This is a genomic window from Olsenella massiliensis, from assembly GCF_001457795.1.
GTDB classification, from domain to species: domain Bacteria; phylum Actinomycetota; class Coriobacteriia; order Coriobacteriales; family Atopobiaceae; genus Olsenella_F; species Olsenella_F massiliensis.
Genome location: NZ_LN898211.1, coordinates 586,311 through 604,310, shown reverse-complemented (window position 1 = coordinate 604,310; position 18,000 = coordinate 586,311). Strand labels below are relative to the sequence as shown.

Here is an 18,000-nt window from a genome sequence, read left to right as displayed (position 1 = left end):
GTCAACGCCCCCCTGGGTCGTTCGCCGGGGTGCACCCGGCCTCTGTTTGCTGGTCATGCTTGTACCCCGCCCGCGCATGAACGAAACCGGTGTGCGGGCGCGGCAGGGCGGGACGGGGCGGGGCGCAGGGGCGACATCTCAGGCCTCGAGGCACGCGTGCGTTTGGACGGGTCGTAATAATCGAATCCTGGGCAAACGCAAAAGGTAGCCCTCGCAACGCACACGTTAGACGGGACCCCCAAAGTACCAAGCACACAAAAGCGCCGGCGTCCACACAAAAAGCCCCCGCGCCTTCTGACGCGGGGGTGAGCGCGACGTGTGCGCGCGGACTACTCGGCAGCCGCGTCCGTGGGCTTGGCGTTGTAGTCGCCCACGGGAGCGATGGCCTTCATGGCGCCAAGCACGGCCTCCAGGAGCTCGTCGAGCTCCATGCCGTTGAGCTCGGCGCCCATGCGAATCACGTTGCGGTCGCAGCCGGCGGCGAAGCGCTTGTCCTTGAACTTCTTCTTGAGGGACTTGAGCGGCATGTCCGTGACGGAGCCGGACGGGCGCATGCGCGCCGCGGCCTGAATGAGCCCCGACAGCTCGTCCACGGCAAAGAGGACCTTCTCCATCTTGAGCTCGGGTTTGGGCAAATCAAGGTTAACGTCGGAGTTGTGCGTCTGGATCGCCTTGGCGAGCGCGGGATCGGCGCCGGCCTCCGCCAGCAGCTCCGCGGTCTTGACGGTGTGAAGCTGGTTGTCGTCCCACTTTTCCCAGTCAAGGTCGTGCAGCAGCCCCACCTGCCCCCAGAACTCGACGTTCTCGGGGTCATACTGCTCGGCAAAATGGCGCATGAGACCCTCCAGGGTCTTGCCGTGCTGAATGTGGAACTCATCCTCGTTGTACTTCTTCAAAAGGTCAAGAGCCTGCTCGCGAGAAAGTCCGCTTTCGAGCCGTGCCATGGTCCCCTTCCCTTCCGCCGAGCCGCTCGCCCCGGCAACCGAGTCCGCCGCGATCGTGTCAATGCGCGCCGCGTCGTGGCCCAAGGCGCCGCCAACCTGCGCCTCGATGTCCGCCCGCGAGATGGTCTCGGGCTTCATCTGGGGGAACAGGAGGACGTCCCTGATGGCGGGCTGATCGCAGAAGAGCATGATCATGCGATCGATGCCGTAGCCGATGCCGCCCGCAGGCGGCATGCCGTACTCAAGGGCACGCACGTAGTCATAATCGTAGCCCATGGCCTCGTCGTCGCCAAACCCCTTTGCGGTCACCTGCTCGGCAAAGCGCCCGGCCTGATCTATGGGGTCGTTGAGCTCCGAGAAGGCGTTGGCGTACTCATGCCCGCAGATGACGAGCTCAAAGCGGTCGGTCAGGCGCGGATCCTCGTCCTTGCGCTTGGAGAGGGGGCTGACCTCCTCGGGATAGTCGCACACGAAGGTCGGGTTGACGATGGTTCCCTCGCCCAGCTCGTCATAGAGCTCAAAGAGGAGCTTGCCGGCCCCCCAGTTGTCCTGCCACTCGATCCTGTGGTCGTCGCAGACCTGTCGCAGGCGCTCGACGGGCGTGTCCATGTCGAGCTTCTCGCCCACGACCTCCGAGGCAATCTGGGACAGCGAGCGCGACGGCCAGCTGCCGCTCATGTCCACGGCCTGGCCCTGATACGTAATGACCTCATGCCCCTCGGCGCAGCCGCACACCTCACGCGCGATGGTCTTGAAGAGGCCTTCCGTGAGGCGCTTCATGCCGTCGAGGTCGGAGTAGGCGCAGTAGGCCTCCATCGACGTGAACTCGGGGTTGTGCGTGAGGTCCATGCCCTCGTTGCGGAACTGACGACCAATCTCAAAGACGCGCTCCATGCCACCCACGATGAGGCGCTTGAGGGGCAGCTCGGTGGCAATGCGCAGGTAGAAGTCGCGGTCGAGGGCGTTGAAGTGCGTGACGAACGGCCTGGCGTTGGCCCCTCCCAGGATGGCGTGCATCATGGGCGTCTCGACCTCAAGGTAGCCGTCGTCCTCCATGTACCGACGAATCAGGCTGATGATCCGCGAACGCTTGCGGAAGGTCTCGCGCACGTCCGGGTTCATGATGAGGTCGACGTAGCGCTGGCGGTAGCGGACCTCACGGTCGGTGAGGCCGTGAAACTTCTCGGGCAGGGGACGCAGGCTCTTGGAGAGGAGCCTGACGTCCGACGGGCAGACGGACAGCTGCCCGCGTCTCGTGCGCAGCACGACGCCGGTCGCCTGGATGATGTCCCCGCGGTCAAGCTGGCCAAGGAGCCCCCAGGCGTCGCCGAGGTCGTTGACGCGGCAGAAGAGCTGAATCTGACCCGAGACGTCCTCGAGCACGATGAAGCAGACCTTGCCCTGCTTGCGCAGCGCCCTCACGCGACCGGCGACCGTGAACTCGTCCTCGGTCGCGGCGCCGTCCCCCAGGGAGGCGTAGCGCCTCTCAAGCTCGGCGGCATGGGCGCTGACCTCGCTTCTGGTGGGGTACGGGTTGATGCCGGCGTCAATCAGGGCCTGTCGCTTGGCGCGACGCACGGCCCTCTCGTCGTTGATGTCCACCTCTGGGGCGCTTGCAAGCTCGTCTGACACTGGATTCCCCCGATGCTCCTCTTGGCGCAGCCGCGCACGCGCGAGCATGCGGGCGCATCGCCCTGGGCTACTTCGTCGCGCCTCCGTCGGCGGCGTCGTCGTACTTGGGCTTGACCGCGACGATGGTGACCGTCTTGGCCTTGCCGGAGGGAAGCACGTAGGACACCTTCTCACCGATGGTGTGGTTGAAGAGGGCGCCGCCCAGCGGCGAGTTGTTGGAGATCTTGCCGCTGAGCACGTCCACCTCGGACGCGGAGACGATGGTCACCGTGCGGGTCGCCCCCGCCTCGTCGGCGATGGTGACCTCCGACTCGAGCGACGCGAACTCGGTGCTGCTCTCCACGATGACCGCGTTGGCCAGCTGGGAGCGCATCTCGCTGATCTTGGCCTCAAGCTGGCCCTGCGCCTCGCGGGCGTCATCGTACTCGGAGTTCTCAGAGAGGTCGCCATGGTCGCGCGCCTCCTGAATCGCGGCGATGACGCGGGGGCGCTCGACGTCCTCGAGCTGCTTGATGCTCTGCTCAAGGCGGTTGTAGGCGCCCTGGGTCATGATGTTCTTTGTCATACGGTCCTGCTTTTCCATGTCGCGCCTTCTTCTCGGTGTCGCATGGGTCCCCGCCCGTCGCCTATTGGCGGGGGTGCGGGCGGGACTACGACGATGGACGTGGGACTACTCTGCCGAACCCAGCTTGGCGCCGCACTTGCCGCAGAACTCGGCGTCGGCGGCGTTCTTGGCGCCGCACTTGCTGCAGAAGACGTGCGCGGGGGCAGCATCCTCGATGACGTCCTTCTCGTCTTTGACGGAGTCGGTCACGTCGGTGGCGTCGTCGGATTCCGTCATGGCGTCGCCGGCCTCATCCATGCCCTCGCGGATGTTCTTGACGGTCTTGCCCAGGGACTTGCCCAGCTTGGGGAGATTCTTGGGCCCAAAGATCACGAGGACCGCGACGAGGATAAGGACGAGTTCCAAAGGACCCATGCCGAGAAACATGTTGACTGCCCCCTAAAGGTCGAGAAATCATACTGCTTGATTGTGCGGTTTTCGCACATGGTAGTATAGCCGAGCAAGTCCATTACTCATAATCTCTATCGCAGGCGTCCTGTGTGCGGTCGTCATGCGCCCACGTCCCGCAGCATCGCGTCACCCCGCGCCGCGACGAGAATGCGACCTGCATCATCGAGCCAAAGGAACGCCCGTGAGCCAACTTGCCCTCACCATCGTCATAGTCTGCCTCGTCATCGACGCGGTGCTTCTTGTCGCCCTGTGGCTGTTGCTGCGCTGGCGCAAGGTGAGCGTCTACCTCACGCGCTTTGGGCCCGCCCTGGTGTTTGACGGCTCTGACGAGGATGGCGACGCCATCAGGCTCCTCAACGTCAACGGCACCTTCCAGAGCGTGAGCTATGTCCTGCCGTCATCGGACGGCGCGGGGGCTGAACCCGGCGCGGAGGCTACGGACGGAAAAAACGTCGCAGCCGGCGCGGGGGTGGCGGGGGCCCCATCGGACGCGCGACTGTTCGACGGGGGGCCCACGGACCAGCGCTTTGAGCTCGTCTGCGCCTACCACCAGTACTTTGCCGAGGTCATCGACATGCTGGGGCCGGGCGGCACGGGGGGGTGCTGCGCCTTGGACGACGTCCTCGTCGTCGGCGGGGGCGGCTTCTCGCTTCCCAAGTGGCTGGTGGCGCACTGCCCGCGCGCACGAGTTGACGTGGCGGAGATCGACCCCAAGGTCATCGACATCGCCCGCCGGCACTTCTTCCTATCCGAGCTGGAGGCGCGCTTTCACGCCGAGGAGCGGGGGCGTCTCGTGGTGCGCTGCACTGACGGCTGGGACTGGCTCGCGTCGGGCGACCGGCGATGGCGTCTCATCGTCAATGACGCGTTTCGGGCCAGGCGGCCCTTGGGCGCGCTCACCGGCGCCGACGGCGCGCGGACCATCCGCGCGCATCTTCTTCCCGGCGGGGCCTACCTGGCCAACCTCCTCTGCCCGCTCGAGGGGAGGTCCTCGGACGTGCTGCACCAGACCATCAAGGCGTTCGCCGCGGAGTTTGCGCACGTCTACCTGTTTCCGGAATGGCCTGACGATCCCAGGCGCGGCGGCGCGAACGCCTTCGTGGCAACCGACCTGCGGCTTCCCGTCCGTGACGTCTATGAGGTACGCGTCAGGTAGCACGACGGGAGGGGACGGGCGGCGGACGACAGATGGACGACAAAAGGCCCTCAGCGGGGCCGCATGCCCGCCTCAGCGTCGCGCGCCCTCCCGCGTCGCGCCGCGTGGCTGCGCCGGCAGGGCCACGTTGACGACGATGATGCCTGCCGCCACGAGCGCGAGCGCGACCAAGGAGCGGGCGGGGTCGATGGACTTTGCCTCGCCCAGCAGCGCCGCCGACAGCAGAAAGCCAAACACCGGCGTCATGAAGCGAAACACCGCGATGCGCGACACGGGGTTGACGGACAGCATCACGCTCGACAGCGAGTAGGCGCAGGCCGAGATGAACCCCATGTACAGGATGAGCGCCACGCCCGAGGGGCCCGGAAGGGACAGATGCCCGCCCAGCGACAGGCCCGCCCCAGCAAGCACCAGCCCGCCCAGCATGAACTGCCAGCCGCTGAGCATCACGGCGTCATGGTCCTGCGTGAACAGCCGCAGCAGGCACGTCACCACGGCGCCTGACAGGGCCGACAGGAAGATGAACCCCTCCCCGTTGAGCGCAAAGCCGCCGCCCGCGCGAAGCGACCCCAGATTGACCAGCACGACGCCGCCAAAGCCCAGGGCGCAGCCAAGGATCTTGCGCGGCGTCAGCCGCTCCTGCCTAAACGCGAGGGCCGCCAGCAATATCGACAGGAAGGTGGAGCTGGCGTTGATGATGGAGCTGGTCGTTCCCAACGCATGCGACAGCCCCAGGTAGAAGAAGAGATATTGCAGCACCGTCTGAAAGAGCGCGAGCAGGGCCACCACGGGCAGCTCGTCCGGGCGCGGCCGCACGACCCTGCGACGCAGCGCGCTCATGAGCACGACCACCATGAGCCCGGCCAAGAAGAAGCGCACGCCCGCAAACAGGAGCTTGGAGCCCGTGTCGTCGGCCGTGACCGAAAACAGCGCGTACCCCAGCTTGATGCAGGGAAAGGCGCTGCCCCACAAAAGGCAGCAGAAGAGGTTGAGCGCCAGGACGCCCGCGGACGAGACAAAGACGCGCGGCACGACGCGTCCCGTCACGGCGACGGCCGACCTTCTCGCGTCCGTCATGGTCGGCCTGGACGACGGGACGGAGCTCCTCATCACGCTACGCACCAAGGCCCACCCCAATGGCGACGAGCGAGAAGAGGCGCCTCGCCGCCCGCACGTACAGCTCCTCGGCGTGGTCGAGAGCCTCCTCGCCGGCCTCGGACGACTCGACCGTCGGGACGACGGCGGTCAGGCTGCGCACGACCGGGGGCAGGTCGCCCCTCTCCACCTCCCCCACGATCGCCACGCAGGGCACGCCTTGCCGAGCGCAGGCCGCGGCCACGCCCGACATGACCTTGCCGACGCCCGTATGGCCGTCAAGGCGTCCCTCGCCCGTGACGCAGAGGTCGGCGGTCGCCAGGATGTCGTCAAAGCGGACGAGCTCAAGGATGCTCTCTATGCCGCCGTCCAGCCGGGCGGAGAGAAACGCCGCGCACGCGGCGCCAAGCCCGCCTGCGGCTCCCGATCCGGGCTGGTCGCGGACGCTCACGCCCGACGCACGCCCAAAGACGGCGTCCAGCACGTCGGCGTAGCGTGCCATGCCCCGCTCCAGCTCCCGGGCGACCTCGCCCGTGGCGCCCCGCGAGGCGGCATATCCCAGCGTGGCCCCCTCCTCGCCCAAAAGCGGGCTGCGCACGTCACACATGACCCTGAAGCGGGTCTCGCCCACGTAGAGCCTGAAGAGCGAGAGGTCGATGGAGCGCACCAGGGCGAGGTCGCGCCCCACGCCCGCGAGCTCCGCGCCGTTCTCGTCCAAAAAGCGCACGCCCAGCGCGCGCATGCAGCCCATGCCGCCGTCGTTGGCGGCGGACCCTCCCAGCGCGATCGTGACGTCATCGCAGCCCTGGGCCAGCGCGTCCGAAATCAGCTCGCCCGTGCCATAGCTGGACGTCATGAGGGGGTCGCGCTCCTCGGGCATAAGGAGCTGCTGGCCCGACGCCGCCGCCATCTCTATGACCGCGCGCCTGTCGCCCAGAAGGCCGTAGGAGGCCCTGATGGGCCGGCCGAGGGGGTCATGGACGTCCACCCCGCGCAGTTCGCCCCCACAGGCGGCGACGAGCGCCTCCGCCGTGCCCTCGCCTCCGTCGGCCATGGGAATCCCAACGCACTGGCAGTCGGCAAACTGGTCCCGCGCGGCATTTTGGAGCAAGCTGGCCGTCTGCGAGGACGAGAGCGTGCCCTGAAAGCTGTCCGAGGCAAAGACGAACCTGTATGGTGAGGCCACGGTGGCTCCTTCCCTGCATTGCATGCTCCCATCATACGGCATGCTCCCGCCGTCGCCCGCCCGGCCGCGCCCTCGCCGCTTGCGTCCGCTCAAAGATGGCGCTGACAAGAGGGGGCCTGGCCTGGCGACTGAAGAATATGATGGAAACCTGTTGACAGCGGTGTCCCATGTGAGTACGCTACGCTTGTAATATGAATTATTGTTCATGTGTTCATTAACAGAGAGGGACTGGGTGACGCACATGGGTTGCAGCTGCCGCAAGAACACCGACGCCATCAGCAAGGACACCGACGCCATTCGCAGACAGCCTGACGCAGCAGCCGGCCTTGCCGACGACGACTGCGCTGGCGGACGGTGCGTCGAGCACGACGAGGAGGACGAGGACGAGGACGACGAGGAGAGCCCGCGCCAGCTGGGCAGGCGGATCGGCGCCTCTACCGCGCTGCTGGCGGCGGCATGGCTCGCCACGCGCCTCATGGAGCTGCCCCTCGTCCTGCAGCTTGCGCTCTTTCTTCCCTCCTACCTCGTGGCGGGCCTGCCCATCCTGCGCGAGGCCGCCCAGGACCTGCGGGAGGGGGCGGCGTTTGGCGAGAGCGTCCTCATGTCCGTGGCGACGTTGGGGGCCCTGCTCATGGCCTTCGTGCCCCAGGGTGAGCCCCTCTTTGCCGAGGCCGTCTTCGTCATGCTGTTCTTCCAGGTGGGCGAGCTGGCGGAGGGGCTGGCGGAGCAGCGCAGCGAGCGGTCCGTCAAGGCGCTCATGGACATCCGCCCCGACGTGGCCGCCGTCGAGCGCCAGGGCCAGATCGTCAGACTCTCCCCCGGCGACGTCGCCGTCGGCGAGACGATCGTCGTGCGACCAGGCGAGAGGGTGCCCCTTGACGGCGTCATCGTCGAGGGGGCGACGAGCCTGGACACCTCCGCCCTCACCGGCGAGTCGGCCCCCCGCGAGGCACGATGCGACGACGCGGTGACCTCGGGCTGCGTGAACCTCACCGGGGTCATTCGCGTGCGTACGACCAGCAGCTTTGCCGATTCGACCGTCTCGAGGATCCTGGAGCTCGTGCGCGGCGCCGACGCACGTCGTTCGCGCTCGGAGGGGTTGGTCGAGCGGTTCTCCAAGGTGTACACGCCCATCGTGGTGGCCCTGGCGGTTCTGGTCGCCGTCGTTCCCCCGCTCGTGAGCGGCGACCCCCAGGCGTCGGCAGCCACCTGGCTGCTGCGCGCGCTGACCTTCCTGGTGGTGTCCTGTCCCTGCGCCCTGGTGTTGTCCGTGCCCCTGACCTTCTTCGGCGGCATCGGCGGGGCCTCCCGGGTGGGCGTCCTCATCAAGGGGTCAGACCACCTTGAGACCCTCGCTCGTGCCGACACGGTGGTGTTTGACAAGACCGGCACCCTCACCCAGGGGGCCTTCTCGGTCACGGCCGTTCACCCGCAGCTCATCGACAAGGACCAGCTGCTGCATGTGGCGGCGCACGTGGAGAGCCGTTCCCTGCACCCGATTGCCGCCGCGCTGAGGGACGCCTGCCCCATCGACGAGGACGGCTGTATCGTCACCGACATGCGCGAGCTTGCCGGCAAGGGCGTCGTCGCCCTGGTCAACGGCAGGCGCGTCGCCGTGGGTAACGCCCGCCTCATGGAGGACGAGGGCGCGCGCTGGCACGACTGCACCAGCGATGACGCGCGCACCACGCTGCACGTCGCCCTTGACGGGACGTACGCGGGCCACGTGCTGGTGGCCGACCAGCTGCGCCCGGACAGCGCCGCGACCGTCGCGGAGCTCAGGCGCGCGGGCGTGCGACGCTGCGAGATGCTGACAGGAGACGTTGACGAGGTTGCTCGCGGCGTCGCCGCCGAGCTGGGGCTCGACGGCTACCATGCCGGGCTCCTGCCCGCCGACAAGGTGGCGCGGCTTGACGACATCATCCAAGACGCCGCCCGTGCCGGCGCCGGAGGCAGCAGGGGCTCGGTCGTGTTCGTGGGAGACGGCATCAACGACGCCCCGGTCCTGGCCCGCGCCGACGTGGGCGTCGCCATGGGGGCCCTGGGGTCTGACGCCGCCATAGAGGCGGCCGACGTCGTGCTCATGGACGACAGCCCCCGCAAGGTCGTCACCGCCCTGCGCGTCGCCCGTCGGACCCTACGCATCGTGCGCGAGAACATCGCCTTTGCCATTGGGGCGAAGGTCGTCATCCTCGTCCTCGCGACCCTCGGGCTGGCCCCGCTGTGGCTGGCGGTCTTTGGCGACGTGGGCGTGCTGGTGCTCTGCGTGCTCAACGCGTCACGCGCCCTGGCGATTCGCTAGGTCGCGCCGCACGCGGGCGGACTGCGCCGCCCAGGGCCGCGTTACGCTCGTGCATACGCGTACGACGTCACGTACCCCGTGGGAACCGAGCCCTCTTCCACGGTATGGCTGTCTCTTATACACATCTAGATGTGTATAAGAGACGCGCCTACGGCCGTGGCACGACCAGCACGTCATAGCGCACCCCCTTGCCCGCCAGCGCATAGCTGGGCTTGACGCCTCCCAGCCACGGGCCCTTGAGGGGACGCTTGATGACCACCTTGCGCGGGCGGGCGGCAAGGGCGGCCGCAAGGAGCCCCTCCTCGTCGTGCGCGGGGTCCTCCAGCATCTGCAGCAGCTGGAGCTTCTTCTTGGTGGCCGCGTCCTTGCGCTTCTGGGGAAACATGGGGTCCAGGTAGACGACGTCAGGGGCGAGGGCGCCGCTGTCGTCCCCGAGTCCTTGCAGGTACGCGGCGCCGTCGCCCGCGACCAGGCGCATGCACGCCGCCACCTCTGCCAGGTCAGCCAGCGCGGAGGCGCGCTCGAGCGCGTCGGCAAGCAGCCGCGCCACCACGGGGTTGCGCTCGCAGAGCGTCACGGCAAAGCCCGAGGCAGCCAGCAGCAGCGCGTCCTCACCCAGACCGGCGGTGGCGTCAACGGCCGTCGGTCGGGCGTCCGCCCCCCTCACCCGTGCCGCGCGCACCAGCAGCTCACGGGACAGACGGTCCTGCCTCAGCCGGGGAAGCAGACGCAAAAAATCGCCCCTGAGTCCCATGCCACCCGCGCGCAGCGTCAGGCCCGCAGGCTCCCTCGCCAGCTCCATGCCCGCGGGGAGGGACGGCTCGTTGGCGACCATGCCCCCGGTAAGGGATGACCGGCCGACCGCCTCCCGCCGCATCGGATTGTCATGACCTTTGTCCCCGCACATGGCGAACCCTTCCGCAGGACCGCAGGCCCCGCGCGCTACTCGCCTAACGTGGTTTTCTTGGCCGTGATGAACTGGTCAAAGGAGGAGGCGGACTCCTCGAAGCCCGAGGGCAGCACGACCGTTGACGGCCCCTTCTGCGCAAACTGGCTCATCATGTCCACCCACTGCGTGAACTCAAAGAGGCGGTCTGCCTGCTCCTCGCTGACGCCCGTCTCCTTGATGGTGTCGATGGAGTCCTTGATGCCGCGGGCGATGGCGACGCGCTGGTCGGCGATGCCCTTGCCCTCGGCCGCCATGGCCTCGGCGCGGGCCTGGGCGGCGATGACCGTCTTTGCCTTGGCGGCGTTGGCGTCGTTCTTCGCGCTCTCGAGGTTGTTCTTGGAGGCGATGATGTGGTTCATCGACTCCTGGACCTCCCTGGGCAGGCTGATGGACGTGATGAGGGTCGTCACCAGCACGTATCCATACCCCAGCATCTTCTGCGCGACGATCTCGTCGATGGACTGGGCGATCTCATCCTTCTGACCAAAGACCTGGTCAAGCGAGCGCATGGGAATCTGGGAGCGCAGCGCGTCGGCAAGGTAGTCCTGCATCTGGGCGATGGGGTCCTTGAGGGTGTAATAGCTCCTCCAGATGCCCGAGTTGGACTCATCCTGGGACGGGGTCGAGTCAACGTGATACTGCACCGAGACCTCAAGCTCAATGGTCACGTTGTCGCTCGTCTTGGCGTCAAAGGTCATGCGCTGCTCTTCGGTCATGAGGTCGACCATGTGAACCGTGTCGATGAACGGCGCCTTGATGTGAAACCCGGCGTACGCGATGTGCGAGAACTTGCCAAGACGCTCCACGATGGCCGCGTGCTGCTGACGCACCACGAAGGCGAGGGACAGAACGATGGCGGCTGCGATGATGATGAGAGGCAATAGCGGCATGATTCCAAGCAAGAGGGCAAACATGCGGTTCCTTTCGTGGCTGACAGTGGGCCTCCTGTGATTGTACCGTTGCGCGCGGCACCATTAAAACTCAGCCCAAGGCCTTACTCGGAGCGTACCGTACCTTCATCGTCATGCCACATCCCTATGGCGGGCGCAGTGCGGGCGCGTGCGCAGTGCGGCCGCGGGCGCATTCCCGTAGCAGGCGCCGGGCGCGGCGGCGAGCCGCATGGCATGCAACTGACCTGCCCCTACGTGCAGCTCATGTCAGGTCAAGGGGCAGATGTCGCAAGTCGGCGCGACAAGGCGCCGGGCGCGGCGACGCGGGACTACCCTGTACCCGTCAGTTGAGTCGTCACGACATCCCAACGAAGGGGGCGAGAGACTTGGACGTACGCGTTGTGGAGCAAGAGGGCCAAGGCGACATCGAGGTCACCATCCGCTGCGCGCCGGGAGACGAACGCGCCGCTCGGCTCGCAGAGCGCATCCGTGCCTCGCAGGGGAGGCTCGCGGGGTACGAGGGTGGCGGCCTGACACGAAGGCTCGTCTCCCTTGACCAGGTCAGCTGCGTCGCGTTTGAGGACCAGCGAGCCTGGCTCTGCCTGACTGACGGAACGCGGCTTGAAAGCCCGCTGCGCCTCTTTGAGCTTGAGGAGGCGCTGGACGGCACGGAGTTCGTGCGCGCCTCCCGACAGGACCTCGTCAACTTTGACCATGTGCGTGCCATCAGACCGGAGCCCGGAAGCAGGCTGATGCTCACCCTGGACGGGGGGCGCAGGGTGCTTGCCACCAGAACCTATGCCCCCGGCATCAAGAAGAAGATCGGCATCAGACGATAGCGCACCGGGCGCTGCAGAAGGACAGCTCGGCCTCAGGAACGAAAGGAGCGGGTTTTCATGTCAGACACCACCCTTGGAAAGACCGTCGGCCACGGCATCCTGTCAGGAGGCCTCGTGACGGTCATCATGCTCGTCATCTATGTCATCGTCCAACAGGCGATGAGCGGACCCTCCGCCAGCGGAACCATCATCCTGAGCTTTGTGGCCGCCGGCCTTGCAGGAGGCATCCTTCAGCAGCTCTGGTTCGTAAGCCAGGGCGCGATGAGGTTCTCCTATCCCACGCGGATCTTTGGCTTTGGAAGCACCTACCTGATCGTGCTTGTGGGATGCGCCGTCTGGGGCGCATGGCTCCCCGTGCACCTGCCGATGGCCTGGGTCGAGTTTGTGATCACATACCTGGTCATCCTTGGCATCATGACCCTTGTGATGGGGGCGGTGTTCAAGCGGCGCGGCGCCGACTACACGGCGCGGCTCGACGAGTACCACGCCCGCCGTCGCCAGGACTGACGCCGGCGCGCAGGCCAAATGAGCGCGGCGTTACAAGTTGCGCGCCCTTGCCTTGCGGCAAGGCGATCGGACTACACTCATAGAGGACGTACGGGGACGGCGGGACTCAACCTGCCGTCCCACGGGCTTTCGCGAGAGGACGGTCATGAACCCCACCATCAAGCTGCGCAACGAGCACCTCGCTCGCACGGTCATCAAGGGCCTGGCATCCCGCAACATCGAGGGTCACTATGCCGCCACCAAGGAGGAGGCCCTCCAGAAGGCGCTGTCGCTCATTGGCGAGGGCAGCTCCGTCACGATGGGCGGCTGCGCCAGCGCGCGCGAGATCGGGCTCGTTGACGCCTTGAAGCAGGGCAGGTACACCTTCATAGACCGCGACGCCTTCGAGGACGCGCGGGCCGCCATGCTCGCCGCCTACGACGCCGACGTCTACCTGTCGAGCGCAAACGCACTGACCGAGGACGGCGTCATCGTGAACATTGACGGCAACTCCAACCGCGTGTCCGCGATAGCCCAGGGACCTCGACGCGTGCTCTTCATCATAGGCATGAACAAGGTGTGTCCCGACGTTGAGTCCGCCATAAAGCGAGCCCGCAACGTCGCCGCGCCCATCAACGCCGCGCGCTTTGGCAAGGCGACGCCCTGCGTCACGACGGGCGCCTGCGCCAACTGCAAGGCGCCCGACACCATCTGCTGCAACCTCCTCATCACCCGCTACTCCAAGCACCCAGGGCGCATGAGCGCCATCCTGGTCAACGACAGCCTGGGATTCTGAGGGTTCGCGCGACCGGTCATACGCGCACTACCATGCGCCAATAACGGGCAGGGCCACCCATTGCGGGAGGCCCTGCCTCGTCTTAACTATCACGCGCTCACGCTACGGGTGGGCCAGGGCGCGCGTCGCAGATACGAGGCACGCGTCTCGCGCCTATCCCTGACGGCCCGTGCGGCGCAGGCGGAAGACCAGACCCGCCGCCAGCACGAGCGCGCCCGAGGCAACGAGGCCCGTTAGCCCCCGGGCGGCGTCTCCCGTCTGGGGGGTCGCCGCAGACGACGGCTTGGCGCTGTCCTTGACGGTCAGCTCCACCGCCTTGCCGTCCTCGCGAATCTGGACCTGCACCGGGGCGGGGTCAAGCTCATAGCCCTCCGGCGCCGCCGTCTCCACGACCTCGTAGTCGCCATAGGGAACGTCAGCAAACTCGACTTTTCCGTTCGCGTCCGTCACAGCCTCACGCACAACGGCGTCATCCTGCCTGAGCTGGAACGTCGCACCTGCCAGCAGTTTGTTGCCATCGGCGGCGTCCACCTTGGTCACCTTGATGGTGCCGTGGATGCGCGTGTTGGTGATGGTTGCCACGAGGTGGCCATCCTTGGTCTCGTACGCGTACGACGTCACGTACCCCGTGGGAACCGAGCCCTCTTCCACGGTATAGCGCGCAACCTTGCTCGTCGCGGGATTGTTCACGAGAAGATTGTCAAAGCTGCCCTTCCACGGCGTCGCTGAGTCGGGCGCAAGGCTGAGCGCCGCGATGTCCTTGCCGTCGATGTCTTTGGCGGCGCCACCGTCAGCAAGAAGCTTCACACTGATTGCGTCGTGGCGCATATCTTGCCCGTCGGAGCCGTCGGCATTTTTACCCTCAACCCAGAGCTTGCTTACGTCTATCTTGGTGACGCGCGTGAGACCTACGTTAAGTGCGCGTGCATTGGAGGAATTGACGCTCACGCCAGCAACCAAGGCGGACGTCTGGTCGCTTGCGGCCGTCATGACCATGCTCTCTCCCACGGGCGAGAAGCGCACGAAGCGGTCAGCAGACGCTGACGTGGGGTCGGTCGGGTTGTATGCCTTAACGGTATAGGCATCAAGTGCACCGCCAACGCTTGCCGCCCAGTCCTTGAGTCCCTTGAACTCGTAGTGGCCCTGGGCATCCGTGGTCGCCGTGTCAACGACCTTACCCCGCGCGTCAAGAAGCTCCACGCGCACGCCGGCAATCACGTTGGATGCCTCCGCGGCGTCCATCTGCCCGTCGTAGTCGGCGTCCACCCAGGCGGTGCCTGCCAGCACGCCTGGAAGCGGCGTCATGGCAACGGGCTGACCATAGCGATATCCCTTGCCCGATCCCAAATCGCGCAGGTAGATGGGCGTATAGACATCCAGGAGGCTCTTCTCGAAGTCCTCCTTGGGAACGTCGCGCAAGGTGAGGTTGAACTTGAACTGCTCGCGCTGCTTGGCCGCAAAGACACTGTCTGCCGGAGACTCGATGCGCACAAAGTTCACGGCATCCCAGTCCTTCTGCGTCCAAGAGGCGGTATCGGCCTCCTCGGTCCAGGCGAAGCCGTCCCAGTCAAGCGCCTGGCTCGTGGGCGTAGCGTCCTTGGCATAAAAGACCTTATAGCCCGCTGGCAGCTCGCTCTTGATGCCACCATTCAAAAAGAGGTCAAACTGGAACGCTCCCTTGGGCTGGATGGCCTTACCCCAGTCCTGACCCTTCTTGGGCACGGGCCAATACACCTTGAAGCCGTTGGCATCGCTGCTCGTGGGATTATTTGCAATTAGGCGATAGTCCACCGTGCTGTTGGCGCCAATGCCCGTCTTGGCAACGCCGTCGTAGGTGATGTATTGCGAATCGGGCTGGGTGGCCATCTTGGCGGCCGACGTCACCACCAGATCCGTGGGCTCCTTAATTATCCAGTTGCCCATGGGCGCACCCAGAAGGTCGTCCGTGCTGCCGTTGCCGTTGAGGTCCCACTTGTCCTTGGCAAAGCCGTCTTTGCTATACACCAGGTCCTCGGTGGTGTCCGTGTCGTACTCATACCACATGAGCTGGGAATACTCGCCCGGCACGTCCTTCTCGGGGTCGGACGCAAAGCTCACTCGCACCGTGGCTGGAGCAGAATACGCCCAATACGTATCGATAATAGCGTAGGGTGTCAGATCGGCCTCTTCGCGCCATGCCACCAAGGGGCCCGTCGCACGTGTGTCATAGATGTCTTGTTTGGACGTGAAGCCAGAAAAATCAAGCTTGTACACCTTGGCGTTGGGATAGGTGGCCTTGAGGGCGTCCGAGGCGGGTACCTCGTACACGTTTGGTTGCTTGGAACTAATCTGCTCGCCTGCAGCGCCGTCCTTGTTCCAGGCGTCCTTTGAGCCATAGACTGAGCGATACGTCATCTGAAAGCTCAGGTCGTCACCAAGGGGGCTCACGTAGTAGATGGCCTTGTAGGTCTGCTGGCCCTGGGCGCTGCCGTCCCACCTCGGATCAAAATAGGAAAACAGCGAGTTCTTGACAGTGTCACCAACCGTGAAGACCATGGGGTTGCCCTCATGCCAGGCAAACACCGGACCATGGCCCTGGATGAAGCTCTTGCCCGTAAAGGCCGTGAAGGTGTCGCCGATGGTCACGTGGTCATAGGAGCGACCGGGGTACTTCAGGAGCACCTCGCCCTGGCCGTCGTTGAAGTCCCACTTTTCCTGGTTGCGATAGTTCCAGGTGGGCTCCTCCTCGCCCGTGTTCTCAATGCGGATGCGCGTCTTGAAGAGCGTGGGGTCATCTCCCCACTTGCCTTTCTCGCGCACCTCATTGGTGAGCACGCGGCCATGGAAGGGAAAGCTGGCACTTTCGCTCGTGCCCTCGTATCCACCGTTCTCGGTACTATTCTCGTAGCAGGTGAACTTGGTCTTAGCGGGTATGGTGTTAATCTTGTACTCGATATGCTTGATGTAGATATCCTCGGTATGTTTGCCCAGCACGTCATCCACGATAAAGCGCTGTTTGGGATTATCCACCGTGCGGGTGAAGGTCTCACCCGTCTTGCTGTTCCAGAACGTCACCGTAAAGTCGCTCACCTGGGTGGGCTGGGTACCGTCCGGCTTTTCCTTTGAGATGAAGGGCAGCGCCTGAGCCGTGACGCCCGCGATCTTGGTGTCGTTGACGTCGTAGTCGATGATGATGGTCTTGGGCTTGCTGTCGCCGGTGCCGCGATTGCCCAGGGTAAAGTAGCCAAGCGTGCGATTCTGCGTGTGCTCGTAGCCGGGAGCGCCCAGATAGACCTCGTTGTCGGCTATGTAGCCCTCCCACAGCGGCCAGTCCGTGTCATTGGCGTTCTGCTTGTACATGGTGGTGTTGACGTACACGTCCTCTTTGGGCTCAGCAATCTCATAGCGCATGGTCTTGAGCTTGGAGGCGTCATAGGGTAGGTAGGCGCTCGTGCCGGAAGGGCTGTAGAACTTGGCGCCCACGTCAATCTGGCTGATCTCGACCACGCTTCCCACCGGAAAGTCGGCCACAGGAAAGCGCCACATGGGGTTGAAGGCCGTCTCATGGCCGGTGATGGGAACGGTAGCTGCATTCGTGCGTCGCCATACGTAGAGCTTCTTGCCGGCCGGCACGGTGTAGATAGTGCCCGTGCTGAGCGTGAACTGCTCCCCGGGACCATACACCTTGAGGTCCTTCTCCTTTACGCCGTTGTTGCCATCAGGAGAGTAGCGACCCAGGTACTCGGCCTTCTCGGGCGCGAGCATGGCCAGGTAGTAGTCCTCAAGCATCTGCGCCTCGTAGGGGGTGGTGTACTGCGGTCCAAGGCCCGCGATCCAGGCGATGTCATGGCCTGTGCCCTGGGGGTCGTCAGCGCCCACCTCCAGGGTGCCGTTGGCGTTAAGGAGATTGCTGTAATTTTTGGCAAAGCGAATATCTCCCAGCCCAGGCAGATGCGTCACGGACAGGTCGGCACCCACCTTCTGCGTGGTGGGAGCCTGGCCCGCTGTGGTGTAGGCCTGCGTGAGCGTGATGGCATCCGTGATATTTGCCAGGCCCGGATTGAAGTCAAAGGCAAGGCCCATGGGAAGGTCAAAGGTGACCTCCTGCGTGGTGTCCTGAAAACGCAGGGTGAGCGTGCCAGCAGAGCTCCTGCCATACACAACGGACGGCTTCTTGGCAGGATCAGTCTGTTGATGCGGCTTGACGACGCCGTCTGCCTGAAGCTCGCCCACCCAGCCGAGCGTCTTGTCAAAGGCAAAGTCGGTGTCCCACTGCATGCCATAGGGCAGGGCGATCTCGATGGACTTGTCACCCGCCGAGGGAAAGACGGCATGAACGCGCAGGTTGAATTTCCTGCCTTTGGGAAGGCTTAGGCTTGCCTTGGGGTCGGACAGCAATCCGTAGGTAGTCTTGCCATCCTTTGAGACGAGCGTGCCTTCGATAACAGGCTGGGTCGCAGGGGCGCGAAGTGGCGCGGCCTCGGGTGCAGACGTCGTCGCTGGCGAGTCGGCAGCAGGCGCGGCTGCGTTGGCAGCGTCATCCTTGGACGTGCCGGCATTGCCACTCTTGCCAACATCGCCGCTCTCCTCAGGGGAGGTCTGCCCCTCAACCGACGATGACGTCGCAGGCTGCTCGCGCGCCCAGGAAGAGCCGACGAAGAGGGTGAGCTGCGCGGCAAGCAGAATCGCAAGGAGCGCGGTCAGAAGCCGTTTGGTGGCGGTCGTCATTGT

At 65.3% G+C, this 18,000-nt stretch carries 13 protein-coding genes; 5 read left to right on the top strand and 8 right to left on the bottom strand.

Annotated features, from left to right (window positions below; genetic code table 11):
* Positions 1-329 precede the first annotated feature (329 nt).
* The 3 genes from lysS to BN3001_RS06685 all read right to left on the bottom strand — a co-directional run bounded on the left by lysS (position 330) and on the right by BN3001_RS06685 (position 3,567).
* On the bottom strand, positions 330-2,624 hold the full coding sequence (gene lysS / locus BN3001_RS06695; protein ID WP_197407468.1) for a lysine--tRNA ligase: 2,295 nt from the start codon (positions 2,622-2,624) through the stop codon (positions 330-332).
* A 19-nt stretch (positions 2,625-2,643) separates the two neighbouring features.
* The gene (gene greA / locus BN3001_RS06690) at positions 2,644-3,141 is read right to left on the bottom strand and encodes a transcription elongation factor GreA (RefSeq protein ID WP_168163957.1); all 498 of its coding nucleotides are present in this window, start codon (positions 3,139-3,141) and stop codon (positions 2,644-2,646) included.
* Between the two features lie 105 nt (positions 3,142-3,246).
* A complete protein-coding gene (locus BN3001_RS06685) occupies positions 3,247-3,567 on the bottom strand; it encodes a twin-arginine translocase TatA/TatE family subunit (protein WP_058270982.1) in 321 nt (106 codons plus the stop codon).
* Between the two features lie 205 nt (positions 3,568-3,772).
* Between BN3001_RS06685 and BN3001_RS06680 the strand changes: the two genes are divergently transcribed.
* On the top strand, positions 3,773-4,747 hold the full coding sequence (locus BN3001_RS06680) for a spermidine synthase (RefSeq protein WP_058270981.1): 975 nt from the start codon (positions 3,773-3,775) through the stop codon (positions 4,745-4,747).
* 72 nt (positions 4,748-4,819) lie between these two features.
* On the opposite strand, the gene BN3001_RS06675 is transcribed toward BN3001_RS06680, so the two are convergent.
* Together BN3001_RS06675 and BN3001_RS06670 are read right to left on the bottom strand one after the other, a co-directional pair.
* Entirely contained in the window at positions 4,820-5,824 is a 1,005-nt protein-coding gene (locus tag BN3001_RS06675) for a DMT family transporter (RefSeq protein ID WP_058270980.1), read from the bottom strand.
* Between the two features lie 37 nt (positions 5,825-5,861).
* A complete protein-coding gene (locus BN3001_RS06670; protein WP_235815072.1) occupies positions 5,862-7,028 on the bottom strand; it encodes a glycerate kinase family protein in 1,167 nt (388 codons plus the stop codon).
* 205 nt (positions 7,029-7,233) lie between these two features.
* Here BN3001_RS06670 and BN3001_RS06665 point away from each other — a divergent pair, with 205 nt between their 5' ends.
* Positions 7,234-9,330, top strand: a complete 2,097-nt coding sequence (locus BN3001_RS06665; RefSeq protein WP_235815071.1) for a heavy metal translocating P-type ATPase — start codon at positions 7,234-7,236, stop codon at positions 9,328-9,330.
* Positions 9,331-9,478: 148 nt separating this feature from the next.
* Here BN3001_RS06665 and BN3001_RS06660 read toward each other — a convergent pair whose 3' ends face one another.
* The gene (locus BN3001_RS06660; protein WP_235815070.1) at positions 9,479-10,165 is read right to left on the bottom strand and encodes a class I SAM-dependent methyltransferase; all 687 of its coding nucleotides are present in this window, start codon (positions 10,163-10,165) and stop codon (positions 9,479-9,481) included.
* 107 nt (positions 10,166-10,272) lie between these two features.
* Positions 10,273-11,193 carry an SPFH domain-containing protein gene (locus tag BN3001_RS06655; protein ID WP_058270978.1) on the bottom strand — a complete coding sequence of 307 codons (921 nt, stop codon included), beginning with the start codon at positions 11,191-11,193 and terminating at the stop codon, positions 10,273-10,275.
* 362 nt (positions 11,194-11,555) lie between these two features.
* Here BN3001_RS06655 and BN3001_RS08495 point away from each other — a divergent pair, with 362 nt between their 5' ends.
* The 3 genes from BN3001_RS08495 to BN3001_RS06640 all read left to right on the top strand — a co-directional run bounded on the left by BN3001_RS08495 (position 11,556) and on the right by BN3001_RS06640 (position 13,290).
* Complete coding sequence (locus BN3001_RS08495; RefSeq protein WP_058270977.1) at positions 11,556-12,008, top strand: LytTR family DNA-binding domain-containing protein; 453 nt, start codon at positions 11,556-11,558, stop codon at positions 12,006-12,008.
* Positions 12,009-12,065: 57 nt separating this feature from the next.
* Complete coding sequence (locus BN3001_RS06645) at positions 12,066-12,515, top strand: hypothetical protein (protein ID WP_058270976.1); 450 nt, start codon at positions 12,066-12,068, stop codon at positions 12,513-12,515.
* A 145-nt stretch (positions 12,516-12,660) separates the two neighbouring features.
* Positions 12,661-13,290 carry a lactate utilization protein gene (locus BN3001_RS06640; RefSeq protein ID WP_058270975.1) on the top strand — a complete coding sequence of 210 codons (630 nt, stop codon included), beginning with the start codon at positions 12,661-12,663 and terminating at the stop codon, positions 13,288-13,290.
* Between the two features lie 153 nt (positions 13,291-13,443).
* On the opposite strand, the gene BN3001_RS06635 is transcribed toward BN3001_RS06640, so the two are convergent.
* The gene (locus tag BN3001_RS06635) at positions 13,444-17,997 is read right to left on the bottom strand and encodes an MSCRAMM family protein (RefSeq protein ID WP_058270974.1); all 4,554 of its coding nucleotides are present in this window, start codon (positions 17,995-17,997) and stop codon (positions 13,444-13,446) included.
* Positions 17,998-18,000: the final 3 nt, after the last annotated feature.